Annotated in this window: 20 protein-coding genes; 8 read left to right on the forward strand and 12 right to left on the reverse strand. The window is 68.3% G+C overall.

Going from position 1 to position 24,551, the window contains the following annotated elements:
- Positions 1-96 precede the first annotated feature (96 nt).
- Positions 97-3,711 (forward strand): BTAD domain-containing putative transcriptional regulator, encoded by a 3,615-nt coding sequence (locus ACFWUP_RS10990; RefSeq protein WP_379233042.1) that lies wholly within the window; start codon positions 97-99, stop codon positions 3,709-3,711.
- On the opposite strand, the gene ACFWUP_RS10995 is transcribed toward ACFWUP_RS10990, so the two are convergent.
- The 5 genes from ACFWUP_RS10995 to ACFWUP_RS11015 all read right to left on the reverse strand — a co-directional run bounded on the left by ACFWUP_RS10995 (position 3,693) and on the right by ACFWUP_RS11015 (position 8,388).
- The gene (locus tag ACFWUP_RS10995) at positions 3,693-4,517 is read right to left on the reverse strand and encodes an ABC transporter permease (RefSeq protein ID WP_379233044.1); all 825 of its coding nucleotides are present in this window, start codon (positions 4,515-4,517) and stop codon (positions 3,693-3,695) included. The two genes, ACFWUP_RS10990 and ACFWUP_RS10995, sit on opposite strands and share 19 nt — an antisense overlap.
- Entirely contained in the window at positions 4,514-5,491 is a 978-nt protein-coding gene (locus ACFWUP_RS11000) for an ATP-binding cassette domain-containing protein (protein ID WP_379233046.1), read from the reverse strand. Before ACFWUP_RS11000 ends, ACFWUP_RS10995 begins: the two co-directional genes overlap by 4 nt.
- Before the next feature lie 98 nt (positions 5,492-5,589).
- Positions 5,590-6,714 carry an o-succinylbenzoate--CoA ligase gene (gene menE / locus ACFWUP_RS11005; protein ID WP_379233310.1) on the reverse strand — a complete coding sequence of 375 codons (1,125 nt, stop codon included), beginning with the start codon at positions 6,712-6,714 and terminating at the stop codon, positions 5,590-5,592.
- A 355-nt stretch (positions 6,715-7,069) separates the two neighbouring features.
- Positions 7,070-7,462 carry a VOC family protein gene (locus ACFWUP_RS11010; RefSeq protein ID WP_379233048.1) on the reverse strand — a complete coding sequence of 131 codons (393 nt, stop codon included), beginning with the start codon at positions 7,460-7,462 and terminating at the stop codon, positions 7,070-7,072.
- Positions 7,463-7,494: 32 nt separating this feature from the next.
- Positions 7,495-8,388, reverse strand: a complete 894-nt coding sequence (locus ACFWUP_RS11015; protein ID WP_379233050.1) for a 1,4-dihydroxy-2-naphthoyl-CoA synthase — start codon at positions 8,386-8,388, stop codon at positions 7,495-7,497.
- 141 nt (positions 8,389-8,529) lie between these two features.
- Between ACFWUP_RS11015 and ACFWUP_RS11020 the strand changes: the two genes are divergently transcribed.
- The 4 genes from ACFWUP_RS11020 (at position 8,530) to menD (ending at position 12,463) form a co-directional block, all read left to right on the forward strand.
- A complete protein-coding gene (locus ACFWUP_RS11020) occupies positions 8,530-8,976 on the forward strand; it encodes a DUF6918 family protein (protein ID WP_379233052.1) in 447 nt (148 codons plus the stop codon).
- Positions 8,977-9,454: 478 nt separating this feature from the next.
- Positions 9,455-9,835, forward strand: coding sequence for a hypothetical protein (locus tag ACFWUP_RS11025; protein ID WP_379233054.1), 381 nt, complete (start codon positions 9,455-9,457; stop codon positions 9,833-9,835).
- 473 nt (positions 9,836-10,308) lie between these two features.
- Positions 10,309-10,569, forward strand: coding sequence for a hypothetical protein (locus ACFWUP_RS11030; RefSeq protein WP_379233056.1), 261 nt, complete (start codon positions 10,309-10,311; stop codon positions 10,567-10,569).
- Positions 10,570-10,831: 262 nt separating this feature from the next.
- Positions 10,832-12,463: a 2-succinyl-5-enolpyruvyl-6-hydroxy-3-cyclohexene-1-carboxylic-acid synthase gene (gene menD, locus ACFWUP_RS11035; RefSeq protein ID WP_379233057.1), complete on the forward strand. Its 1,632-nt coding sequence runs from the start codon at positions 10,832-10,834 to the stop codon at positions 12,461-12,463.
- 191 nt (positions 12,464-12,654) lie between these two features.
- On the opposite strand, the gene ACFWUP_RS11040 is transcribed toward menD, so the two are convergent.
- Positions 12,655-12,906, reverse strand: a complete 252-nt coding sequence (locus ACFWUP_RS11040) for a hypothetical protein (RefSeq protein WP_379233059.1) — start codon at positions 12,904-12,906, stop codon at positions 12,655-12,657.
- Between the two features lie 185 nt (positions 12,907-13,091).
- Between ACFWUP_RS11040 and ACFWUP_RS11045 the strand changes: the two genes are divergently transcribed.
- Complete coding sequence (locus ACFWUP_RS11045) at positions 13,092-13,682, forward strand: TIGR03086 family metal-binding protein (RefSeq protein WP_379233061.1); 591 nt, start codon at positions 13,092-13,094, stop codon at positions 13,680-13,682.
- On the opposite strand, the gene ACFWUP_RS11050 is transcribed toward ACFWUP_RS11045, so the two are convergent.
- Positions 13,679-14,293 carry a TetR/AcrR family transcriptional regulator C-terminal ligand-binding domain-containing protein gene (locus ACFWUP_RS11050; RefSeq protein ID WP_379233063.1) on the reverse strand — a complete coding sequence of 205 codons (615 nt, stop codon included), beginning with the start codon at positions 14,291-14,293 and terminating at the stop codon, positions 13,679-13,681. The genes ACFWUP_RS11045 and ACFWUP_RS11050 overlap by 4 nt on opposite strands.
- A gap of 82 nt (positions 14,294-14,375) precedes the next feature.
- On the opposite strand from ACFWUP_RS11050, the gene ACFWUP_RS11055 reads away from it, so the two are divergent.
- Positions 14,376-15,419: an aldo/keto reductase gene (locus ACFWUP_RS11055; RefSeq protein ID WP_379233065.1), complete on the forward strand. Its 1,044-nt coding sequence runs from the start codon at positions 14,376-14,378 to the stop codon at positions 15,417-15,419.
- Here ACFWUP_RS11055 and ACFWUP_RS11060 read toward each other — a convergent pair whose 3' ends face one another.
- The 4 genes from ACFWUP_RS11060 to ACFWUP_RS11075 all read right to left on the reverse strand — a co-directional run bounded on the left by ACFWUP_RS11060 (position 15,420) and on the right by ACFWUP_RS11075 (position 22,412).
- A complete protein-coding gene (locus tag ACFWUP_RS11060) occupies positions 15,420-19,724 on the reverse strand; it encodes a molybdopterin-dependent oxidoreductase (protein ID WP_379233066.1) in 4,305 nt (1,434 codons plus the stop codon).
- Positions 19,725-19,922: 198 nt separating this feature from the next.
- Positions 19,923-20,636, reverse strand: a complete 714-nt coding sequence (locus ACFWUP_RS11065) for a demethylmenaquinone methyltransferase (protein WP_379233068.1) — start codon at positions 20,634-20,636, stop codon at positions 19,923-19,925.
- Positions 20,637-20,756: 120 nt separating this feature from the next.
- A complete protein-coding gene (locus tag ACFWUP_RS11070) occupies positions 20,757-21,899 on the reverse strand; it encodes a glycosyltransferase family 4 protein (protein WP_379233070.1) in 1,143 nt (380 codons plus the stop codon).
- A gap of 72 nt (positions 21,900-21,971) precedes the next feature.
- The gene (locus tag ACFWUP_RS11075) at positions 21,972-22,412 is read right to left on the reverse strand and encodes a DUF3592 domain-containing protein (RefSeq protein ID WP_379233072.1); all 441 of its coding nucleotides are present in this window, start codon (positions 22,410-22,412) and stop codon (positions 21,972-21,974) included.
- Positions 22,413-22,494: 82 nt separating this feature from the next.
- Here ACFWUP_RS11075 and ACFWUP_RS11080 point away from each other — a divergent pair, with 82 nt between their 5' ends.
- Positions 22,495-22,992 (forward strand): DUF2505 domain-containing protein, encoded by a 498-nt coding sequence (locus ACFWUP_RS11080; protein WP_379233074.1) that lies wholly within the window; start codon positions 22,495-22,497, stop codon positions 22,990-22,992.
- A gap of 130 nt (positions 22,993-23,122) precedes the next feature.
- On the opposite strand, the gene ACFWUP_RS11085 is transcribed toward ACFWUP_RS11080, so the two are convergent.
- On the reverse strand, positions 23,123-24,412 hold the full coding sequence (locus ACFWUP_RS11085) for a geranylgeranyl reductase family protein (RefSeq protein WP_379233075.1): 1,290 nt from the start codon (positions 24,410-24,412) through the stop codon (positions 23,123-23,125).
- Between the last annotated feature and the right edge of the window lie 139 nt (positions 24,413-24,551).

Here is a 24,551-nt window from a genome sequence, read left to right on the forward strand (position 1 = left end):
GAGGTGGGGAAAAAATCGCGGGACACTTCGACGGTGGTGCGACCCTGTGCGCGAAGCGGGAACGCGTCGCTGTGCTCGCCTACGATGACTACCGGCATGTCTGTACAGCACCGCGGCCCCGAGGGACCGCCCTCCGAGGCCCTGTCCCGCGTTGTCGTGGGGGTGCTCGGCGTGATCGCGATCCGCCGCGACGACGTCATGGTCGCGTTGCCCGGCGCCCGCGCGCGGTTATTGCTCGCCGCCCTCGCGGTGCACCCCGGCCGCGCCCGCAGTGCGCAATCGCTGATCGACGAGGTCTGGGGCGATCAACCACCCCGAGCACCCATGAACGCCCTGCACACCCAGGTCTCGCGACTGCGCGCCCTGCTGCCGGAGGGCGCACTGGAGATCGGCCCCGCCGGCTACCGGCTGACACTGCCCGCCGACAACATCGACATCACCGCGGTCACCACACTCGCCCGCAGAGCCGACGAACACCTAGCCGAGGGCAACACCGCCGACAGCCTCGCCACGATCGCACTGGCCCGCACCCTGTGGCGCGGCGAGCCGGGCGCCGACCTCCCCGACTCGACTCCCGCCGACGATCTGCGCGAGGTCGCCGACGACCTCCGCCGCCACCTCGCCCGCTGCGAACTCACCGCCCGCACCGCTGAGCGAGATTTCGCCGCCGCCATCCCGCTGGCCCGCGCCGCCGCCGCGGCCGACCCCCTGGGCGAATCCGCGCACACCACGTTGATCCGCCTCCTCGCCACCGCAGGCCGAACCAGCGAAGCGCTCGAGGTCTTCGCCGCGTACCGCCTACGCCTGATCGAGGAACTCGGCACGGACCCGGGCCCGACCCTGCTCGCTCTCAACGCCGCAGTCCTGCGTGGCGAGCCGGTGGAGCTCCACGGCGGGGCAGTCAGCCGTGCGGCCGTCGAGGAGACACCAGCCAACTATTTGTCGACCGACTCCGCGAACGGTGCCGCCACCGGTGACGCCGGGTTCTCGGGGGAACGCGCGGCGGATCCGGGCGCCGCATCGGCGAGACCGATTCGCATCGGTGCCGCCGATCACGCGGAACCGGGCAGACAGCGGGCTGACACGCTTTCGCCGGACCCTGCCGACCACACGACGCCTGACCGGCCGTCACCGACCTACGCTCCGGCACCCCGCACGGCGGTAGGTCTGCGCGCCGAACCGAATGAATTGCTCGGGCGCACAGCCGATCTCGATGCTATCGAGAAAATGGCGCAGCGCTCCAGAGTGACGACCGTCCTCGGCCCCGGCGGCACCGGCAAGACCAGGGTCGCCAACGCGGTGGGTGAGCGACTGGCCCGTTCGGGACCGGTGGTTCTCGTCGAATTGGCTTCGGTGCAGGCCGAATCGGAGTCCGGGGCCCAATCGCGTACCGGCATCGAGGTCGCGATCGGGCAGGTGATGGGCCTGGGTGAGGTGGTGCGCGAACCGGGTGCCCTCCGTGTGGGCAGGCACGTCGACGCGACCACCCGTCTGCGGGAGGCGCTCGCGGCGCGGCCGATGGTGTTGATTCTGGACAATTGCGAGCACGTGATCGAGGCTGCGGCCGAGCTGGTCGCCGATCTCGTGGGTAGTTGCGCTCAGCTGACCGTGCTCACCACCAGCCGCTCACCGCTGACGATCAGCGCCGAATCCGTTTATCCCCTCGCTCCTTTGGCGATCGATGCGGCCGGTTCACCGGCCACCGAACTGTTCTCGGCTCGCGCCAGGGCGGTGCGTCCCGACGTGCGACTCGACCCCGATACCGTCGCCCGGCTGTGTCGCACCCTCGACGGCCTCCCGCTGGCGATCGAACTGGCCGCCGCGCGGGTGCGCACGATGAGCGTCGCCGAGATCGAGACCAGGCTCGAACATCGTTTCGCCCTGTTGCGCAGTGGCGATCGGTCAGCGCCGCACCGGCATCGCACCCTGCACGCGGTGATCGCCTGGAGCTGGAACCTCCTCGAACCGGATCAGCAGGTGACCCTGCGCAGGCTGAGCCGTTTCCCGGCCGGGTTCACCCTGTCCGCGGCCGAGGTCGTCGCGGCGGGACCTGATGTGGCCGCCGCGGTCGACGGACTGGTCGGCCAGTCCCTGCTCACCGTCCTCGACGACCCCGACGGCGTGGGCATCCGCTATCGCATGCTCGAAACCGTCCGCGAGTTCGGCGCCGAACAGATCACCGCCGTCGATGCCGAGACCGCGGGCGCCGAGTCCGTACTCATTCGCGACAGAATGTCGTGCTGGGCACGAGAATTCGCGCTGGCATCGTTTCGCACCTACCGCAACGGCGATCAGGTGCCATCGGTGCTCGCGGTGGCCGCCGACCTGGACAACCTGGTCGCGGTGCTGCGCACCGCCGTCGATCGGGGCGACGCGCTCACCGCGTACACGGTCTTTCCGGTGGTCGCGATGGTGTGGGTGATGCGTGGCGCGCACCTGGAATTCACGGGGTGGGCACTGCGATTGGTCGCGGTCGTGCCGCCGCCGCCGTCCTCGGCGGAGACCGCCGACTTGCAGATGATCACCCACCTGCTGACGTTCCTGCACATGCAGTTCCTCAAAGACGCGGGCCTGCGCGCGACGGCGACCGTGCGTCTGCGCGCGCGGCGGCTGATCACCGACCCCGCTCTCGATCCGGGGCTGTCCTTCCTCGGCGCCGTGATCACCGTGCGGCCCGAACGGTTTCGGCTGGGCGCGCTGTTCGCGCGAGGTGCGCGCTCACCGGACCGGCAGGTCCGGATCGCCGCACTGATCGCGCGCGCCAACTTCTGGGAGAACGGCGGCAACGTCACAGGCTCGACGCACGATTCCCTGCGCACACTGGACGAGATGGGCCCGGCGGAAGTGTGGGGCACGTCGATGGTGTGTCAGCACCTGGCCCAGTTGTCCGGCCAGTCCGCCCACTACAGCGATGCCGTGCACTATTACCGCCGTGCGCTGGAACTGATGGACAAGCTCCGCGTGCACGACGAGATCATGGAGAGTCGCTGTTACCTGGCCGCCTCGCTGGTCGGCAGCGGTCAGCTCGCGCAGGCGCGTGCCGAACTCGATTTTGTGGTGCGACCGGATGATCGCGGCGTCAGCCCCGTCGACGACCCGAGTGTTCGCCGCAACCACCGGCTGGCGAACGCCGCCACCGCCCTCGCCGAACTCGAACTCGCCGAGGGCGATATCGATGCCGGGCTCCGCCATTACCGCCGCGGACTGGAGCTGCTCGGCTGGCCCGATTTCGAACCGACGCCCGGTCCGGGTTCGCTGATGGTGGCGGCTGCGACCATCAGCGCCCATGTGCTGCACGGCCGGGCAGGCGAGGTCACCGGCTTGGTGGCGCAGATGATCGCGACCGCCGATCACCGGTTGGCGCAGTACGTGGACCTGCCGCAGATCGGCGCGGTCGCGTGCGCGCTCGGTTCCTACCTGCTCACCATCGAGCCCGGCAGTACCGAGGGACTCGAACTGCTCACGCTGGCAAGGACATCGGTGGCCAGGCAGGACGGTCCGTCGATGGCACTGGCCGCGCATGTCGCCCTGCACCGGAGCGCGGTCGGCGCGGACGCGATGGAGGCCGCGCAGCGTCGCGCGGCGGGGATACGTCGGCTGGATGCCGCGACGCGCATCGTCGAGATCATCGCCGGACTGCGCGAACACGACAACGGCATCCGACCCGGTGGATCGGATGCCGTTGCGGGAGTTCAGGCCCGGCGCATGTAGGCCCGCACCGCCAGTGGCGCGAAGATCGCGATCACGACGAGCGAACCGACCAGCGACCACACGAGATCGGTGCCGTAACTGTTGGTGTTCATCAGTTCCCGACAGGTGTTGACCATGTAGTACACCGGGTTGGCGTGGTTGAGTCCCTGCATCCAGCCCGGCATGGTGCTCACCGGGGCGAACGCGCCGGACATGAACGTGAGCGGGAACATCACCATCATCGAGATGCCCTGCACCGACGCGGCACTCTTACCGGTGACGCCGACCAGCGCCCAGATCCAGCTGACCGCGAACGAGCACACCACGACCACCAGGCAGGCCGCGACCACACCCACCAGCCCGCCACCCGGGCGGTAGCCCAGCGCCAGCCCTACCAGCACGGTCAGCGTCGAGGCGATGCCGTAGCGGACCATATCGGCCAGCAGCGCGCCGGACAGGGCCGAAACCCGGGCGATGGGCAGGGATTTGAAGCGGTCGAACACGCCCTTGTCCATGTCCTCACGCAATTGCGTGCCGGTGACCACGGAGGTCAGCACCACGGTTTGCACGAGGATGCCCGGGATGAGCACCGGCAGATATTCGGACACGCTGCCCGAGATCGCGCCGCCGAAAATATAGGTGAACAGCGCGGTGAACAGGATCGGCTGCACCGTCACGTCGAAGAGCTGTTCGGGATTGTGTTTGATCTTGAGCAGGCCGCGATAGGCCATGGTGAACGAGGTGGAGACGGTGTCGCGCAGGCTGATTCGGTCGCCGGCCTGGGGGAGATCGCCGGTTTTCTGGGGAGCGGTGAGTACAGCGGTCATGCCGCGCTCCGTTCGGTGTCGTCGGCCGGGTGGCCGGTGATGGTGAGGAAGACTTCGTCCAGCGTCGGCTTACTGACGGCGAGCTCGGCGACCCCGATTTCCCAGTCGCGCAACCGGATCAGCAGGTCGGCGGTGAGGTTCGGGTCGGGCAGCGGTGCGGTGAGCCTGCCCGCTTCGGGGGTGATCTGCGCGCTCACGCCGAGGAAGTCGCCGACGATGCGCCGGGCTTCGTCGAGCTGTGCGGGATCGACCAGGGTCAGGTGGACCGAGGCGCCACCGATGGAGGCCTTGAGCTCGTCGGCGGTGCCGTCGGCGATCACCTTGCCGTGGTCGATGACCGCGATCCGGTCGGCCAACTGGTCGGCCTCGTCGAGGTACTGGGTGGTGAGCAGCACCGTCGCACCCTCGCGGACCAGCCTGCGGATGGTGTCCCACATCTGTGCGCGCGTGCGCGGATCGAGGCCGGTGGTCGGTTCGTCGAGGAACAGCAGCGGCGGGGTGGAGATGAGGCTGGCGGCGAGGTCGAGGCGCCTGCGCATGCCGCCGGAGAAGTTCTTCAGCGGCTTGGCCGCGGCCTCGGCGAGATCGAACTCCTCCAGTAGTTCGACAGCCTTGCGCCGGGCATCGGACCGGCTCAGGCCGAGGAGACGGGCGAAGATGATCAGGTTCTCGGTGGCGGTGAGCTCCTCGTCGACCGAGGCGTACTGGCCGGTGACACCGATCAGCGAGCGGACCGCGTTCGGTTCGGCCACGACGTCGCGGCCGAAGATCCGGGCGCTACCGCCGTCGGGGCGGAGCAGGGTCGCCAGCATCTTGATGGTCGTGGTCTTGCCCGCGCCGTTCGGCCCGAGCACCCCGTACACGGCACCGCGCGGCACCGCAAGGCTCACCCCGTCGACCGCGCGCTGCTTGCCGAACACCTTGACCAGCCCGTCCGCCTCGACGGCGAGGGATGAAGTGGGTGTGTAAGTCATGAGCACTACGGTGCCCACCCCGACTTGCACGGCCCTTGCACCGCACTGTCGGCGGCTCTTGCACGGAGTTTTCCCGAGGGAACACGCCCGCGCGCCGATTACTCCGCCAGGAGGAGCTTTCGGATCGCGGTGCGGTCGGGTTTTCCGGGGCCGCGCAGCGGGATCTCGTCCAGGAGGGCCAGTTCGCGCGGGGCGGCGATCGAGTCGAGTTCGGCCACGACGTGTGCGCGCACGTCATCGAGTGTCGGCGCGGCACCCGGCGCGGGCACGATCGCGACCGCGACCCGCTGACCGAGCCGCTCATCGGGCAACCCGAGCACGATGCATTCGCGGATACCGGGGTGGTTGGCCAGCACAGCCTCCACCACCTGCGGAATCACGAGCAGCCCGCCGGTCATGATCGCCTCGTCGAGGCGTCCGGAGATCGAGAGCACTCCGTCTTCGTAGGACCCCGCGTCCTCGGTCCGGAACCAGCCGGGCTCGGCGAAGGCCGGGTGATCGGGCAGATTGCGGTAGCCGCGCGCCACCATCGCGCCGCCGATGATCACACGTCCGTCTTCGATCCGGATCTCGGCGCCTTCGAGCGGCACGCCGTCGTAGACGCACCCACCGCAGGTCTCGCTCATCCCGTACGTGCGCACCACGGTGATCCCCGCGTCCTGCGCGCGCTCGAGCACGGGCGCGGGTGTGGCGGCACCGCCGACGAGCACACCGTCGAGTTCGGCCAGCGCCTTGGACGCCACGGGCGAATCCAGCGACTTGATCAGCTGTGTCGGCACCAGGGCGGTATAGCGACGCGGCCCACGCATCGCGCCGACGGCACCGGCCAGCGCCTCGGGCAGGAACCCACCCGACACGTCGAGCACGGTCGGCTCGGTCCCGGCGAGAATGCTGCGCAGCAACACCTGGATACCGGCGATGTGGTGGGTCGGCAGTGCCAGCAGCCAGCTGCCGGGCCCGCCGAGCCGTTCGTGGGTGGCATTGCCGCTGGCCCGCAAGGCTTCTGAGCCCAGCAGTGCGCCCTTCGGGATGCCGGTGGTGCCCGACGTCGTCACCACGAGCGCGACATCGTCATCGATCGGATCGCCCGGCTTGAGCGCGTCGGAGAGCCTGCGCGCCTCGCGACGATCGGTGGTCGGGATCGGCAACCACGCCGGACCGCTGCCGTCGAGAGCTTGACGCAGGTGGGGCATCACTTCGCTGACCCCGGAACCGGTAGGCATCTGCAGCGTCCGCAGGGTTTTGCTCACGCCTCCGCCTCGCTGGCGCTCGGCTGCGGCGTGTGCATTGCGCGCTGGCACATGATTCGCTCGCTGCGCTCACTCATGGCCACCACCTCCGGAACCTGCCAGTTGTGCGCCCTCACAGCTTCGATCGTGTCATGCGACCGACAAGACCCGGCCAACGGGTCGGTTTGCCGGGAAACGGGTGGGATATGCCAGACATAGCGACTGCGATTCAGTAGACGGACAGAACGCGCGCTGCGGTCCAAACGTCGGTGGTCGGTCGCCTGCTCGCAGCTATCGTGCGCGGCCCCGGCCGCATCGGCAACTCGGCTCGCCCACTGACACCACTCGCTCACTCCGCCGACCAGCGCGGATCCCGCCGGATCGGATGTTCGGCGGGAACCTGCACCAGCACGATCGCCACCCCGTCGGGATCGCGCACCCACATCTCCCACAGCCCCCATGGCTCGAGCACCGGTGGGCGCTCGAGCTGAATTCCCTTCAGCGCCAACTCCGCTGCCGCATCGTCGACATCGCGCACCTGCAACCAGATCGCGCCGTCGAAACTGCCCGACTGCCCGCTGCCACCGTGCGCGGCGACCTCGATCAGCGACTGCCCGGCGAAGAACACCGTGCCGCCCGGGTATTCCCGCGCGATCGCCAGGCCGAGGTCGTCACGGTAGAACGCCAGCGTGCGCTGGTAGTCGCTGGGCCGCAGGATGATCCGGCTGTTGAGAATTTCCATGGGGGTCCGTTCTCCGAAGTACCAGGGCTGGATCAGAAGTACCAGGGGTACGGCGTCCAATCGGGCTTGCGCTTCTCCAGGAACGAGTCCCGGCCTTCGACCGCTTCGTCGGTCATGTACGCCATGCGGGTCGCCTCGCCCGCGAACAGCTGCTGGCCGACCAGGCCGTCGTCGAGCAGGTTGAACGCGTACTTCAGCATGCGCTGGGCCTGCGGCGATTTGCCGTTGATGTCGGCGGTCCACTCGAGCGCGACGTTCTCCAGCTCGTCATGGTCGACGACCTTGTTCACCGCACCCATCTGGTGCATCTCCTCGGCCGTGTAGGGCCTGCCGAGGAAGAAGATCTCGCGGGCGAACTTCTGGCCCACCATTTTCGCCAGGTAGGCGCTGCCGTAACCACCGTCGAACGAGCCCACATCGGCATCGGTCTGCTTGAACTTCGCGTGCTCGCGCGAGGCCAGCGTCAGGTCGCAGACCACGTGCAGACTGTGCCCGCCGCCCGCCGCCCAGCCGTTGACCAGCGCGATCACCACCTTGGGCATGAAGCGGATCAGCCGCTGCACCTCGAGGATGTGCAGCCGGCCCGCGCGCGCCGCGTCGACGGTGTCGGCGGTCTCGCCGTCGGCGTACTGATACCCGTTGCGACCGCGAATGCGCTGGTCGCCACCGGAACAGAACGCCCAGCCACCGTCCTTTTCACTCGGACCGTTGCCGGTGAGCAGCACCGCGCCCACATCGGGCGTCATCCGCGCGTGGTCGAGCGCGCGGTACAGCTCGTCGACGGTGTGCGGGCGGAACGCGTTGCGCACCTCGGGACGGTCGAACGCCACCCGCACCGTGCCCTGCTCGATATGCCGGTGATAGGTGATGTCGGTCAGGTCCTCGAACCCAGGGACGGTCTGCCACAGCTTCGGATCGAAAGTCACGAACACGATTATTGCCCTATGGTCCGACAATGCGGTACGAGGTCGTAACACCGCAGCTCGAGCAGTCGCCGCGTGCGTGCAAGCCTCGATGCGTATAGTTGCGCCTGCTCGTACATCGAACCGATCCGGAGGAACCTGAAAGTGGTTGCAGCACTGTCTGAATCCCTGCTCGACGACGCCAAGCGTCCGGCTTTCCTTGCTGATGCCGTCGAGGTTCTCGACGCCGAGGTCTCGGACAAGGGTGGTGCGTCGGGCCTGGCCGTGAAGGGTGGCTACGCGGCGGTCAAGAAGATCAGCCCGACCATCGTTCCCGACGGCCTCGCCTCGCTGGCGCCGAAACTGCTCGATCAGCTCCAGCCGTACTGGACCGAATTCACCACCTCCGGCAGCGGCACCTTCGCCGATCTGCTCGCGGCGAAGTCCGACGAGGTCGCCGAGTCGCTGCTGGCCGTCACCGACGCCCGCGCCGAGTCGTCCACCCGGCCGGCGCTGAAGAAGGTGTACTCCTCGATGCGTGGCTCGGCCAAGAAGCACGTCATCGAGGCGCTGCCCCGCGTGGGCGACCTGGTGCAGAAGCACGCAGGCTGATTGTTTCGCGTTTCGGCGGTGAGTCCGGTTCGGGCTCACCGCCGAGTCGTGAGTGGACGTTCTACAGGCCGCACACCGAGACGGGTGTGCGGCCTGTAGTGCTTCTGGTCGCGTATCGCTGATCGCTGACTGCCGTTCTGCGGTGTCACATGTCACACATTGACGTTTAACATTCGTAACCTTCCTGGGCTCGCCTCCCGGCGACGCTCGCTGCAGGTTTGCCAGGAATATCGCCCGGTGATAGCGGGAATTTCGAATAGTCGGATGCGTACTGATGAATCGGTGAGTTAACGTCCCGTAAATGCCCGGGAATCACGCCGTTCACAGTGATTATCAACACGTGTAACGGATTGGGATACTGGTACCTGCATCGATTAGCTTTTTGCTTGTCCGCAGATCGGAGCGGTCATTCGGATCGGTCATATTGCATTCCGCCACATTGCATTACAGCCCTGCGGCGGGCCTGGAAGGAACTCTCATGATTCGCAAGTCTCTCGTCGTCGCTGGTGCCGTTGCGATCGCCGTGGCCGGCCCGGCCGCCGCCGCTAACGCCTTCGCCGGCTCGTCCGCAGGTTCGGCCGCTCTCGGCGCCACCGGTTCCGCTGCTCTCGGTGCTGCTGCCGCTGGTGGCACCGGTTCCGCCGCCGTCGCGGCCCCCGCCGCCGCCGGCACCGGTTCGGCTGCCCTCGGCGCCGGTTCCGCCGCGCTCGGTGGCCTCGCCACCGGTTCGGCCGCCCTCAGCGACGGTGTCGGCATCCTCGACACCGGCAGCTCGGCCCTGAACAACATGACCGGCACCGGTGTCAACATCATCGACATCCTGCTCGGCGTGAAGGATCTCAACGCTCCCGCCGAGTAATATCTGGCGGCAAGAAAATTGAAGGCGGTGGCGAATTATCTTTCGCCACCGCCTTTTTCGTGTGTTCTGACATCGAGTATTTCAAGATCATTTGCTGTGCCGGTAGCGAATCGATTGCTGATCTTGTCATCGAGGGCATGCGTGGGCTCGGCGCTACATCGAGGAGTCGTCCTGGGAGGGGGTCGGCTGTTTCGGCGCCATGGGGTGACCACGCTCACGTAACCGGGGGGTGGGGTGGCCTCCGCCACTCCGATCGTTCGGTCCACGGCCAATTCTTCGACCGGTCGTGTGAGAAAAATAACCGCCACGGTTAACGACGGGAAAATTCCGGGTTGCCGCAAATTCGACAGCAGTGCGAGCGCCGCGCGAGATATTGACAACAGCCCCGCGGTATCGGTTACGTTGCCAATCATGCGATTCGAATAATTGAATTGCTGACACGCACTGCACAGGTCGAAAGGAAATTCGTTCACATGATCTCTCGTAAGACCCTCGCCGCCACCGGTGCCGCCGCTGCCGCCGCTGTCATGTTCTTCGGTCCCGCCGCCATGGCAGGCGCCGACACCGGTTCCGCCGAGGCCTCCTCGGGCTCGGCCGACGTGCTGACCGGCTCGTCCGCTGGTTCGGGCGTGCTCGAGTCGGGCAGCTCCGCCGCCGACAGCGCCACCTCGGCCGTGCTCAACATCATCGAGTCGGTCACCGGCATCAAGGACCTCACCGCTCCCGCCGAGTGAGCTGAACAATCGCTCGACCAGCCCTTTATCGGGTCGGTGTGAATACGGCGGCGGGCCAATGGTCTCGCCGCCGTATTTCTTTTTCCGGTTGTTCTCTTTGCGATTCGATGAATATCGGCTACATGAGAATTGATGACCTATTGTCGGCGAGCTGCCTCGAACCCTCGGCAAATGGTCGGCGGTGTGGTTCGGGGCGCATCCGTGACGCAGACAACGCGGGCCGGGGGCAGACGGGTGCCCGCTGGTCTGACAGGCTGTGATGGTGAATCCGTCTACTGCGCAGGCACGAGTGGTCGTCGACGAGCTCGTTCGCGGCGGCGTCCGCGAGGTGGTGCTGTGCCCCGGATCGCGCAACGCGCCACTGGCGTTCGCGCTGCAGGCGGCGGACGCGGCCGGGCAGTTGCGGCTGCACATGCGCGTCGACGAGCGGACCGCCGGATTTCTGGCGATCGGGCTCGCGGTGTCGTCGGGCCTGCCGGTGCCGGTCGTGATGACCTCCGGTACCGCGGTCGCGAACCTGGGCCCGGCGGTGCTGGAAGCCAACTACGCGCGGGTGCCGCTGATCGTCATCAGCGCGAACCGGCCCTACGAGATGCTGGGCACCGGCGCCAATCAGACGGTGGAGCAGCTCGGACTGTTCGGTTCGCAGGTGCGCGCCACGATCAGCCTCGGGCTGGCCGAAGGCGAGGCGGGGGAGTCGGCGTATCCGCGCCAGAACAGCGTCTGGCGTTCGACGGTGTGCCGGGTGCTCGCCGCCGCGCGCGGAACCCGGTCCGGCAACGCGGGTCCGGTGCAGTTCGACATCCCGCTGCGTGAACCGCTGGTCCCCGAGCTGTCCGACGATCCGCTGCCCGCAGGCCGCGAGGGCGACCGGCCGTGGACGGCAACCCAGTACGCCACCCTCGATGTGCCCCTCGACATCGACCTCACCCCCGACACCGTCGTCATCTCCGGCCACGGCGCGCGCCTGCTGCCCGAACTCGCCGCGCTGCCGACGGTCGCCGAGCCGACCGCGCCGATGCACGGACCCGCCCTGCACCCGCTCGCGCTCGCACTGCTGAAGCCGACCCAGGCGATCATCACCGGCCGCCCCACCCTGCACCGGCAGGTCTCGCGGGTGCTGGCCGATCCGAATGTCACCGTGTTCGCGCTCACCACCGGCCCGCGCTGGCCCGATGTCTCCGGCAATGTCGTCGGCACCGGCACCCGCGCGGTCACCACCGGCGCGCCCCGGCCCGACTGGCTGGCGCGCTGCTCGCAACTGAACCGCCAGGCCGAATCGGTGGTGCGCGACGAGCTCGACACCCACCCGAAGGCGACCGGCCTGCACGTGGCGGCCGTGGTGATGGACGCGCTACGCGAGGGCGATCAGCTGCTGCTCGGCGCGTCGAACCCGGTGCGCGACGCGGCCCTTGTCTCGCATCCGCGCCCCGGTATCCGGGTGCTGTCCAACCGCGGTGTCGCCGGGATCGACGGCACGGTCTCCGGTGCGGTCGGCGCCGCCCTCGCGCACCCGGGCCGCACCGTGGCGCTGATGGGCGACCTGACCTTCCTGCACGACGCGTCCGGCCTGCTGATCGGCCGTGGCGAACCGCGCCCCGACAACCTCACGATCGTCGTCGCCAATGACGACGGCGGCGGCATCTTCGAGCTGCTCGAACAGGGCGATCCGCAGTACGCGGGCGTATTCGAGCGGGTGTTCGGCACACCGCACGGCATGGATCTGGCCGCACTGTGCGCCGCCTACCGCATCCCGCACCGCCAGGTCGACCCCGCCGAACTGGCCGTGGAACTGGCCGAGGACGCGCACGGGCTGCGCGTCCTCGAGGTCGCGACCGAGCGCTCCAGCCTCCGCGAACTACACGCCACCCTGCGGACCAGGATCGCGGGCTAGGCGGACCTCCGCATTCGCGGTGGCCGGTGCGTAGTTGAGGATCGCTGTCGCGTCGGTGCTGGTCAGGTGTACCTCCGCCTTCGCTTCAGCCGTGCGCGGCTGAGGATCGCTGTCGCGGCGGTACTGGTCAGGCGTGTCTCCGCTCAGCTTCGGCCGTGCGTAGCTGGGGAACGCTGTCGGGTCGGTGCCGGTCAGGTTTCCTCGGCGACGATGAAGCCGTCGCCGTCGTCGAGCGGGACGGGAATGGTCTGTTCGATGACGTCGGCTGGGTTGGCGGTGTCGGCGTCGCGGGCAATATTGGTCGCCATCTCGTCGGTGTAGTCGGCGGCGTCGAGGTAGGCCGGATCGTCGGGGTCGTCGTCGCGGAAGGCGGACTGTGCCTGTTCGATGCGATCGGCCTCGGGGATCTCGTCCAGCGGGCGGGCGGCTTCGTAGTCGATCATCGGTGCTCCTGTTCGTCGTTGTTGCCTACCGACGGTGGTTGCCTCGGACATGTCGTGTCGCTGATCGGGCCTGCGCTGTCCAGGGTGCGCCGATCCGGTGCGCGCGGCAACCCGCGACCGATGAGTTTCGGGCCACGGTGTCGTCATCATGAGTGCACCCGCCTGTCATCGATGAGGAGTCGCTCATGGAACCGCAGTTCGATTTCGAACCCGCCGCCCGCTCGCTTGCCGAGGTCGTCGACGGCATCGCCGACAACCAACTCGGCGACCCCACCCCGTCGGGTGAGTCCACCGTGCGCGATCTGCTCGGCCACGTCGTCGGTCTGACCGAGGCCTTCCGGCAGGCCGCGACGAAGGAAGCGGTCGGTAACTCGGCGCCGCCGCCCAGCGGTGCCGACATCGTGCTGCCGGCCGACTGGCGCACGGTCATCACCGCGCAGCTCGACGCGTTGACGGCGGCATGGCGCGACGAGCAGGCATGGGACGGTGATACCGAAGCCGGTGGTGTGCAGATGCCCGCCGCTGTCATGGCGATCGTCGCGCTCGACGAGATCGTCATCCACGGTTGGGATCTCGCCGCCGCGACCGGACAGACCCTGCGGGTGGACCCCGCCCACCTGGCGATCCTGCACGAATTCCTGCGCGACACCGATCCCGCCGGCACGCCGGGCCTGTTCGGTCCGATCGTCGAGATCCCGGCCGACGCACCCGAATTCGAGCGGGTGCTCGGGCTCACCGGCCGTGACCCCGCCTGGCGTTCGTCGGCTGTCGCCTAGGCCGTGACGAAGATTCCGGCGGCGGCGGCGACCGTGGTGGCCTTGGCCGAGCGGTCGGCGATGTCCTGATCGATCGGGTCGCCGCTGGCCAGTAATCGGTAGTAGAGCGGCGCGGAGACGGCGGACAGCACGGCACGCGGGTCGGTGCCGACGGGGGCCTCGCCGCGGATTACCGCCTCCTCGACGCACGGTGCCCATTCGTTGAGCCGGGTGTCGTAGAAGCTGTGCAGCGCCGCCGCGGTGGCATCGTCGCAGGTGGCGGCGGCGATGACGGCACGGAAGAGGTTGCTCTGGCGACCGTCGGCGAGGGTCTTGGCGACCAGCCGGGCGTTGGCGGTCAGGTCATCGAGCAGCGAACCGGTGTCGGCGCGGGGTAGTGACTGCTCGGCCATCTCGACGAGCAGGTCGGCGACCAAGCCCGCGGGGGTGCGCCAACGGCGGTAGACGGTGGTCTTGCCGACCCCGGCGCCGGTGGCGACCTCGGTCAGGTCGAGATGGGCGAAGCCGCGGTCCGCGAGCAGATCGCCTGCCACTTCCAGCACGGACTCGCGCACCCTGGCGGTGCGTCCACCAGGGCGAACGGATCCAGGCCAGGCGATATCGTGATTCATAACGGAACTCCTGTTTCGTTTAGCGCGAACCGGGTGTACTGTCGGTCAAGTTAACGAAACTATAGACCCCTTAGGAGCTCTCATGGAATACCGGCGGCTCGGCGCATCTGGTCTTCTCGTTCCGGCACTCGGCTTCGGCGCAGGCACGTTCGGCGGTGGTGGTGCCCTGTTCAGCGCGTGGGGTGATACCGATGCCGCGCAGGCGCGGCGCTTGATCGATATCAGCCTGGAGGCCGGTGTCACCCTGTTCGACACGGCCGATGTGTACTCCGACGGCGCGTCGGAGGAAGTGCTCGGCGCGGCGATCAAGGGCAGGCGCGAGCAGGTGCTGCTGTCCACCAAATCGGCGCTGCCCACCGGCCCCGGCCCCCACGAGGCGGGATCAGGCCGCGCCCGGCTGATCCGCGCAGTCGAGGCCTCCCTGCGCCGCCTCGGCACCGACTACCTCGACCTGTTCCAACTGCACGCCTTCGACGCGGGCACCCCGCTGGCGGAAACCCTCACGGCCCTGGACGATCTCGTGCGGGCAGGCAAGGTCCGCTACCTCGGCGTCTCCAACTTCGCCGGCTGGGAGCTGATGAAAACCCTCGCCACCGCGGAAGCTCACGGCCTGGAAAAGCCGGTGGCGCACCAGGTCTACTACTCGCTGGTCGGTCGCGACTACGAATGGGAACTGATGCCGCTCGGTGCCGACCAGGGTGTCGGTTCCATCATCTGGAGCCCACTCGGCTGGGGCAGGCTCACCGGCAAAGTCCGTCGCGGACAACCACTTCCGGCAGGCAGCCGACTGCACGAGACCGCGCAGGCCGGTCCACCCGTCGATGACGAACGCCTCTACGACATCGTCGACGTGCTCGACCGGATCGCCGCCGAAACCGGCCGCAGCGTCCCGCAGATCTCCCTGAACTGGCTGCTCACCCGGCCGACGGTGGCCACCGTATTGATCGGCGCCCGCAACGAGGAGCAGTTACGCCAGAACCTCGGTGCCGTCGGCTGGCAACTCGACCCCGAACACCTGGCCGCCCTCGACGCCGCGAGCGCGACCACACCCCCGTACCCCTACTACCCGTACCACCGGCTGCCCGACTTCACCCGGCTCAACCCGCCGGCGATCCACGCGGCCTGATCAGTACACGTCGCGCACGTACCGCTTCTCGGCCACGAGCTGCTTCTTGAAGGCCAGCGCGCCCGCCTCGTCCAGCTTTCCGTGGATCTGGGCGATCCGCAGCAGGGTGTCGTCGACATCCTTGGCCATGCGGGAGGCGTCGCCGCAGACGTAGAAGTGGCCGCCGTCGCGCAGCCACGACCACAGCTCGGCGCCGTGCTCGATCATCCGGTGCTGGACATAGACCCGCTCGCGCTGATCGCGGGAGAAGGCCAGGTCCAGGCGGGTGAGGAAGCCGGAGCGGAACATGTCCTCGAGCTCGGTGCGGTAGTAGAAGTTCTGGGCGGCGTGCTGGTCGCCGAAGAACAACCAGTTGCGGCCGGTCGCGCCGATGGCCCGCCGCTCGTGCAGGAAACCGCGGAAAGGAGCGATACCGGTGCCCGGTCCCACCATGATCATCGGGGCGTTCGGATCCAGCGGCGGACGGAAGTGCGGTGCCCGCTGCAGGAAGATCGGCACCTCGGTGGTGCCACGGTCGGCCAGGAAGGTCGAGCACACCCCACCGCGTCGCGAGGACGTGCCAACGGGGTCGCCGTAGCGGACGACACCGACCGTCAGCTGCACCTCGTCCGGGGTGGTCAACGGGCTGGACGAAATCGAATACTGGCGTGGCTGCAGCTTTTTCAGAGCGGCGAGCCAGTCGACGAGATCGGTGCGCACCGGGAAGTCGCGCAGCACATCGACGGCCTGACGATCCCAGAGATAGGACGCGAGCTCGTTGCGGTTGTCGCGGCGCAGCAGCTTGGCCAGCTGCGGGTGGGGATTGCGCTCGCCGATGAAGCCGAGCAGATCCTGGCTCACCTTGGTGATGTCGAAGTGGGTGCGCAGGGCGTCGGTGAGGGTGAGTTCGCGGTCGTCGACCTCGATCATGCGCCGACCGTCGAGGCCGGTGCAGGCGAGCCATTCGTCGACCAGGTCGGGGCAGTTGGCGGGCAGCACGCCCAGTGAATCGCCCACTTCGTAGCCGGCCTCGAGATCGTGGAGGTCGAAACCGAAGCGCCGCACCTCCTTCGGCGAACCCGGCGCACTCAGGATCTCGTTGCGCATCAGAGTGGCGAGGACGGGGGACTGGCGAGTGAACGGTGCGGCGGTGGCGCGCTGGGTGGGGGCGAGTCGGCGGTCGAGCACGGTGGCGCCACCGCGGCCGACGGGCGAGGGCATCGGGCGAGCCGAATTCGTCTGCAGGGCACCACTATCAAGAAGGGAGCTGTTCGTGGAGCCGCTCGGTGAAGTGCTCGTCGGTGCGCCGTCTCGACCATGTCGGGCACCACCCGGCGCACCGGTGCCGCCGGGCGGGAAGTTGCCCGGCGAGCCGTTGCGACCCTGCGCACCAAGGGAGGAGCTGTCGTCGGGTGATCCGCTGGTGATGGCGAGCAGGACATCGTCGAGCCACTGCTCGGCGGTATCGGCGAAGTCGGGTTCGCTGTCCACCCGCGGCAGCAGTCGCTTCGCGCCCCGTTCGGCGAACAGGGTGTCGAGCTTGCGGCCGTGGCCACAGAAGTCGTCGTAGGAGGAGTCGCCGAGGGCGAACACCGCGTAGCGAACACCGTTGAGCCGAATGATGCTGTCTTCGAGCCTGGTCCAGAAGTCGGCACCGTTGTCCGGCGGGCCGCCGTCACCGAAGGTGCTGGTCACGATGAGGACGTCACCGGTGATCGAGGTCAGCTCGCACGAGTCCATGTCGAGCAACGAGGGCGTGAGGCCCGCGTCCGCGAGCCGGGCGGCGACGGTGGCGGCGAGTTCCTCGGCATTGCCGGTCTGGGAGGCCCACAGGACGGTGATCGGGTGGGGGGCCGGGCTGTCGGTGGGTTCGGCGGCGCCGGCGTTGCGGGAGTACATGCCTGCCAGCAGGCCGTCGACCCACAGTCGCGACTGTGTCGACAGCGGCGCGCTCACCGGCAGCACCGGCTGCCCGGTGACCGGCAGCGATTGGAGGGCGGCGAGGTAGCCGCCGAGGTAGATGCGCTCGGTCTCGCTGAGCGTGGGCGAGGTTCCGGCGTCGAGGCCGAGGATCCCGGCCAGGGGATGCGCGCCGGGTTGCGCGGGTAGTCGATCCGGTTGGGACGGCGTCTGTTCGGGGGCGGCGGCGGGGCCTACCCGGCGCAGCGCCACCGCGCAGGCCTTGAACTCCGGCTGCAGCGAAGCCGGGTCCACCGCGTCATTGGTGACCGCGTTGATCGTCAGATATTCGCCCTGCTCGTCGTTCCAGTGGAAAGGAGCAAAACAATCACCAGGTCGCACCCGGTCGCTGATCAGCACCGGCAACACAGCACGGCCCCGGCGCGAGGCGATCTCGAGCTGATCGCCCGGCAACAGGTCGAGGCGTTCGGCATCGGTGGGATGCACCTCGACGAACGGCGCCCCGTTCAGCTTGGTCAGTTTGGCGATCTTGCCGGTCTTGGTCATCGTGTGCCACTGATGTTGCAGCCGGCCGGTATTGAGCAGGAACGGGTAGTCGTCGTCGGGCAGTTCGGCGGCGGGCATGTGCGGGCGCGGGAAGAACACCGCCCGCCTGCTCGGGGTGGCGAACGCGAGCCGAGGGGTGGTGCCGTCGGCCGCCACGTGCAGCGGCTGATGGGTGCCGTCGTTGAGATAGCGGATCGGGTTGCGCGGTGTGTCGGCGTCGTTGCACGGCCACTGCATCGGGCCATCAGCGAGGCGCTCGTAGCTCATGCCACTGAGGTCGTAGCCGGTGGCCGGGTTGGTGAACTGCTGCAGTTCGGCGAAAACCTCGGCACTGGAGACGAATTCGAAGCCGGGGAAACCCATCGCGGTGGCGACCTGGGCGATCAGCGACCAGTCCGGGCGCGCCTCACCGATCGGGTCGACCGACTGCTGCAGCAGGGTGACGTTGCGCTCCGAATTCACCATCACCGCATCGGTTTCGGCCCACAGCGCGGCGGGCAGCAGCAGATCGGCGTAGGCGTTGGTGGCGGTCTCGGCGTAGGCGTCCTGCACCACCACGAACTCGGCCGCCTCGAGACCCGCGATCACGGTCTTGCGATTGGCCACGGTGGCAACGGGATTGGTGCAGATGATCCACGCGGCCTTGATCTCGCCGTCGGCCAACCCACGGAACATGTCGATGGTGCCGGGGCCCGCCTCGGTACGCAGCGTGCCCTCGGGCAGCTCCCACGCGGTTTCGACGAAGGTGCGATCGGCGGGGGAGAGCAGGCTGCGCTGGCCGGGCAGGCCGGGGCCCATGTAGCCCATCTCGCGCCCGCCCATGGCGTTGGGCTGGCCGGTGAGCGAGAAGGGCCCGCTGCCGGGCCTGCAGATGGTGCCGGTCGCCAGGTGCAGGTTCACCAGGGCATTGGTGTTCCAGGTGCCGTGCGTGGACTGGTTGAGTCCCATCGTCCACAGCGACATCCACTCGCCCGCCTCGGCGATCATCGTGGCCGCGGTGCGGATATCGGCTTCGGCCAACCCGGTCAATTCGGCGACGCGGGCCGGCGGATAGTCGGCGAGGAACTCGGGCATCGCGTCCCAGCCCTCGGTGTGCTCGGCGATGAACGCCGTGTCGATCGCACCGTCGGCGACGAGCAGGTGCAGCAGCCCGTTGAGCAGGGCGAGGTCGGTGCCCGGCGCGATCTGCAGGAACAGGTCGGCGCGGGCGGCGGTGTCGGTGCGGCGTGGGTCGACCACGATCAGCTTGGCGCCCGCTTTGAGCCGGTCGGCCATGCGCAGATACAGGATCGGGTGGCAGTCGGCCATGTTCGCGCCGCTGACGAGGAAAAGGTCGGCGTGCTCGAAGTCGTCGTAGGAACCGGGCGGTCCGTCGGCCCCGAGGGACTGCTTGTAGCCGGTGCCCGCGCTGGCCATGCACAGGCGCGAGTTGGCTTCGATGTGCTTGGTTCGCAGGTAGCCCTTCGCCAGCTTGGTGGCCAGGTACTGGGCCTCGAGGGACATCTGTCCGGAGACGTAGAGGGCGATCGCGTCGGGGCCGTGCTCGTCGAGGATCGCGCGCAGGCGGGCGGCGGTTTCGTGCACGGCCTCGTCGACCGGCAGCGGAACGGGGACCTGTCCGCGTGCGGGACGCCGGTAGGCCGTGTCCATCCGGCCCGGCGCGGCCATCATCTCCGCGTGGGTGGCGCCCTTGGTGCACAGTCTGCCCGCGTTCGCCGGATGCAGCTTGTCGCCGCTGACCTTCGCGATCAACCGCGCGCCAGACTTATCAGTCTTTGTCTGGACGCTTATGCCGCAGCCGACGCCACAGTACGAGCACTGTGTCCGCACAGTGTCCGTGCCGTCCGCTTCCCCTGTCATGACTCGATCATCCGCATCGGTCGTTGCGCTCGATTTACCGAACGTTATGTCCAGGTGACAATCGACCTCACATGCCAAAATTTCGGCGGTGAGGATTCGACCCGAATATCACCCCTGATCAGGGCACATTCCGGGTCGGGCAGGCGCAATCGCGCGCGAGCGGGGGTGACCGGACTCACCCCGGCGACCGGCCGGGTTTCAGCCCAATTTGTAGCCGCGGTGCAGCGCGACCACGCCACCGGTGAGGTCACGCCACTGCACCGAGTCCCAACCTGCGTCGGCGATCCGGCGGGCCAGCCTGCGCTGGTTCGGCCAGGCGCGGATCGACTCGGCCAGGTACACGTACGCGTCCGGGTTGGAACTCACCGCGCGCGCCACCCGGGGCAGCGCCTTCATCAGGTACTCCATGTACACGGTGCGGAACGGCCCGAACACCGGTGTGGAGAACTCGCACACCACCACCCGGCCACCCGGTTTGGTCACCCGCAGCATCTCGCGCAGCGCCAGATCGATATCGGCGACATTGCGCAGCCCGAACGAAATGGTCACCGCGTCGAACGAATCGTCGGCGAACGGCAGCGCCATCGCATCGCCCGCCACCATCGGCACCTTGCGGAACCGGCCCGCCCCGAGCATCCCCTGCGAGAAGTCAGCGGCCACGCACCAGGCGCCGGACTTACCGAGCTCGACGGTCGAGACGCCGGTACCCGCGGCCAGATCGAGCACCCGCTCGCCGGGACGCAGCCCGAGCGCTCGTCGGGTCGCCCACCGCCAGTAGCGATCCTGGCCACCGGAGATGACCGTGTTGGTGAGGTCGTAGCGTTTCGCCACACCGTCGAACATCGACGCGACCTCGTGGGGTTGCTTGTCCAGCGAAGCCCGAATCGGTTCTCGCTGCTCTGTTGTCGCCACGAACCGAGCTTAGAGTTTTTTCGCCGCGATAGCGCGAGTGGGTTTCACCACCCTGGTGAACACAGGCGCGCAGCGCTCGTCAGTCTTTCGCGCACGGCCGTAGCGAAGGCGGAGGTGCGCTCAGGCGGTGCGGGGCAATCGCTGGTGCATCCCGGTGACGTCGGCGTAGTGGCCCATCAGTTCGGTGCAGACCGCGGGCCAGGTGCGGTGCAGCACCGACTTGCGTGCCGCCGCCGCGAACAACTCGCGCTGGCGTGCGTCGCGCAGGGCCGACACCGCGCTCGGCAGCAATTCCGCGAACCGGTCGACCGGCAGCAGATACCCGTTGCGGCAGTGCGAGATCAGATCCCGCGGTCCGCCCGCATCGGGCCCGATCACCGGCACACCCGAGGACAGCGCTTCCTGCACGCCCTGGCAGAACGTCTCGTGCTCGCCGGGATGGACCATCACGTCCAAACTGGCGTAGTGCGTGGCCAGTTCGCTGCCACCCAGCTCACCGGTGAACACCGCGTCCGGCATCAACCTGCGCAACCGGGCCCGTTCCGGTCCGTCGCCCACCACGACGAGCTGGATCGACGGGTCACCGGCCAGCGCGGCCAGCCGCTCCACGTGCTTTTCCGGCGCGAGCCTGCCCACGAACCCGACGACGAGCCGATCACTCGAGCCCAGCCAGCTCGCCCGCAATTCGGCACTGCGCGCGGCCGGGTTGAACCGGGCGATGTCCACGCCACGGCCCCAGCGGTGCACGCGTGGGATCCCGTGCTCGGCGAGATCGTGCGCGGCCGCCGACGACGGCGCCAGCGTGCGGGTGGCGCCCTCGTGGATCCGGCGCGTCCACGCCCACGCGGCCCGTGCGGCCAGTCCGAGTCCGTAGCTCTTGGCGAACCCGGCCACATCGGTCTGATACACCGCTACCGTCGGCAGATCCAACCGCGTCGCCGCCGCGAGCCCGCCCGCGCCGAGCAGAAATGGCGAGGCCAGGTGCACCACATCGGGATCGAAAGCGGCGATGGCGGCGGTGATTCCGGGCTGCGGGAGACCCACCGGCAGCGAGCTCACCTTCGGCACCATCATCGCGGGCACCCGGTGGACCGGGAAGCGGCCGTGGAAACGCGGGGCAGGCGGGGCGCCGCGCAGGGAATCGGGCGCCACGATCATCGCGTCGTGACCGTGCTGTTCCAGGTGGTCCAACACCCGCAGCACGGAGTTGACGACGCCGTTCATGTTCGGCAGGAAAGACTCCGAGACGATGGCTACGCGCACCCTCTCAGGGTGACCGCCACACCGCGCGACACCCCCACACCGACGTGAAGGCGGGACGAACAGCAAACGAAGTTACGATTCGCGCTGCTTGCGGCGCAGGATCCACAGCACCGGCAAGGCCAGCGCCCAGGCCACGACGATCACCGACGCCGCCGGGATGATCGCCACCCGCGCATCGCGCCCCGCCACCCGGACCAGGTCGGGATCGCGCGTGGAGTACTCCACGTTGATCCGCTGACCGACGGTCAGGTTCGTCGGATACAGGATGCCGACCTTCGGATTGTGGGTCACGCTGTCGGGCGTCACGTAGATCACCGCCGAGCGCAACCGGCCCGCGGACAGCACCTCACCGGAGGTGACGCCACGATTGCGTTCGATCTCGAAGTCGTTGCGCCAGGCCGCGAGCACCAGCAGCACCATCAGCACGCTGACCACGGCCGCCGCCCCGATCACCCACGCCCGAGCCCGCCGCAGGCGCTTGTTCCGCCGCTCCGACAGGCTGGTTTCCGACACCCGCCACACAGTACCGGTCACCCCCGCACCGGAAGTCCCCGCGCGGCCACGCCCCATCAGTCCCTCCCCTAACATTCCCCGCATGTCCCGCAAATTCAGCTTCACCGTGCCCTATGCAGTCCCGGTCGAAGAGCTTCACCGGGCACTCGTCGACGATGCGGTCTGGCAGGCGCGTTTCGCCGCCGCCGAGACCGCGACCATCGAACTCTCCCATCCCGACGGCCCCGGCTCGATCACCATCAAGATGACCGAAACCCCAGGTAAAGACAAGGTTCCCGCCCTCGTACGCAAGGTGCTCAAGAGCGATCTGGTCCTGGTGCGCACCGACAACTGGCAGCCGCTGCAGGGCGAGCTCGCCAAGGGCAGCTTCACCGGCAACACCAGCGGCATCACCACCGAGATGTCGGGCACCTACGAACTGCGCCCCACCGCCGAAGGCAGCGAAATCGAGGTCGTCGGCACCGTGAAGGTGAAGGTCCCGCTGGTCGGCGGCGCCATCGAGCCCCTGGCCGAACAGCTGCACCAACGCGTACTGAACAGCGAACGCAAATTCATCGTAAACTGGTACGCGACCCTGTGACACGGGGCTGGTGCCGCCGCTTCGGCGGCACGACTTGATCAGGCAAGAACATGGGTGACTCCCCAGCCACGGCAAACCCGGCCCTGGCCAGGACCGGCAGCCGCCGACGCAGATCAGCCCCGGCCCTGAATCAGGCTCGAGTACGCGGGGAGGCGGAACTGAAGGGCGGGAGTTCGTCTGCGCGTAGTGAGGCTCGGCCCGCCGCTCGCCAGGCGCGGGCGGTGAGGTCGAGGTCCTCGTCGGTGACGAGGTTGCCCATCACGCGAACTGCTGTGCGCTGCAAGTACTTCGAGCGCATCACTGGGGGTCCACCCAGCGGGACCATCTTCGGCTGGGTGGCCAGGCCCGCGAGCCTGCGGGCCACCGAGAAGGTGCGGCCGTAGTGGTCGCGTAGCAGTTGCGGCCACACCTCGGTCAGGTCGGGTTCGTCGAGGAGGGCTGCGAGCATGTGCCCGCCTTCCAGGCCGTAGTCGATGCCTTCGCCGTTGAGCGGGTTCACACAGCCTGCGGCGTCGCCGACCAGCACCCAGTTCGGGCCCGCGACGTTCGAGACCGCGCCGCCCATCGGCAACAGTGCCGAGGCCACCGCGCGCAGTTCGCCTTCGAGTTCCCATTCCTCGCGGCGCAGTCGGGTGTAGTGCTCGAGCAGCGGTTTCAGTGCGACGTGCGAGGGTCGGGCCTCGGTGGCCAGTGAGCCGACGCCGATGTTCACTTCACCGTTGCCGAGCGGGAAGATCCAGCCGTAGCCGGGGACCAGTTCGTCGGCGGCATTGCGCAGTTCCAGGTGCGAGGAGATCCACTGGTCGTCACTGCGACCGGATTTGATGTAGGCGCGGGCGGCGGTGCCGTACGCATATCGGCGATGCCAGGTGCGGCCCAACTGTTTTCCGATGGGGGAGCGCACGCCGTCGGCCACCACCAGCACCCGGCAGCGCACCGTATGCGTGGTCTCGCCGATGCGCACCGCCACCCCCGTGACCCGCTCACCCTCGCGCAGCACCTCGGTGACCTTCGCGCCGTCGACCATCCGCGCACCCGATTTGATCGCTGCCTCGCGCAGTTTGTCGTCGAGTTCGGTTCGGGGAACGGCACTTCCGTAGGTCGGGAACGACCCGCCCGGCCACGGCAGCAGCGCCTCCTTGCCGAAGCCCGCCATCCGCAGCCCGTGGTTCACCGTGTGCGCGCGCAACCATTCGCCCAGACCCAGATGTTCCAGTTCGGCGGTGGCGCGCGGGGTGAGCCCGTCGCCGCAGGTCTTGTCGCGCGGGAAAACTGCCGAATCGAGCAGCAGCACATCGCGTCCGGCGCGCGCGGCCCACGCCGCCGACGCGGAACCGGCAGGCCCGGCCCCGACTACCAGTACCTCGACGGTAGCGGGTAGCGGCGCGTGGTCGGCGGGGGTGAGATCCGGTGAACCCATGGCTCAATACTGGCACCCTCGGCCGCTGTGCGAGAGTGTCGGGTACACCGGGAATAGTCACTGTGTGACGGGGTTCATCGGCCATCGTGCCGGAACACGCTAGGTTGCTACCCGTCGGGGTCGGACGCATCGCTGGGAG

The organism is Nocardia sp. NPDC058658 (assembly GCF_042716665.1).
Classification (GTDB): domain Bacteria; phylum Actinomycetota; class Actinomycetes; order Mycobacteriales; family Mycobacteriaceae; genus Nocardia.

Coding starts and splice junctions, on each gene's coding strand:
- ACFWUP_RS11050 (WP_379233063.1), bottom strand. CDS start 14,293: ATGAATCACGATATCGCCTGGCCTGGATCCGTTCGCCCTGGTGGACGC.
- ACFWUP_RS10990 (WP_379233042.1), top strand. CDS start 97: ATGTCTGTACAGCACCGCGGCCCCGAGGGACCGCCCTCCGAGGCCCTG.
- ACFWUP_RS10995 (WP_379233044.1), bottom strand. CDS start 4,517: ATGACCGCTGTACTCACCGCTCCCCAGAAAACCGGCGATCTCCCCCAG.
- ACFWUP_RS11060 (WP_379233066.1), bottom strand. CDS start 19,724: ATGACAGGGGAAGCGGACGGCACGGACACTGTGCGGACACAGTGCTCG.
- ACFWUP_RS11010 (WP_379233048.1), bottom strand. CDS start 7,462: ATGGAAATTCTCAACAGCCGGATCATCCTGCGGCCCAGCGACTACCAG.
- ACFWUP_RS11040 (WP_379233059.1), bottom strand. CDS start 12,906: ATGATCGACTACGAAGCCGCCCGCCCGCTGGACGAGATCCCCGAGGCC.
- ACFWUP_RS11030 (WP_379233056.1), top strand. CDS start 10,309: ATGATCTCTCGTAAGACCCTCGCCGCCACCGGTGCCGCCGCTGCCGCC.
- ACFWUP_RS11055 (WP_379233065.1), top strand. CDS start 14,376: ATGGAATACCGGCGGCTCGGCGCATCTGGTCTTCTCGTTCCGGCACTC.
- ACFWUP_RS11085 (WP_379233075.1), bottom strand. CDS start 24,412: ATGGGTTCACCGGATCTCACCCCCGCCGACCACGCGCCGCTACCCGCT.
- ACFWUP_RS11000 (WP_379233046.1), bottom strand. CDS start 5,491: ATGACTTACACACCCACTTCATCCCTCGCCGTCGAGGCGGACGGGCTG.
- ACFWUP_RS11025 (WP_379233054.1), top strand. CDS start 9,455: ATGATTCGCAAGTCTCTCGTCGTCGCTGGTGCCGTTGCGATCGCCGTG.
- ACFWUP_RS11080 (WP_379233074.1), top strand. CDS start 22,495: ATGTCCCGCAAATTCAGCTTCACCGTGCCCTATGCAGTCCCGGTCGAA.
- menE (WP_379233310.1), bottom strand. CDS start 6,714: ATGCCTACCGGTTCCGGGGTCAGCGAAGTGATGCCCCACCTGCGTCAA.
- ACFWUP_RS11045 (WP_379233061.1), top strand. CDS start 13,092: ATGGAACCGCAGTTCGATTTCGAACCCGCCGCCCGCTCGCTTGCCGAG.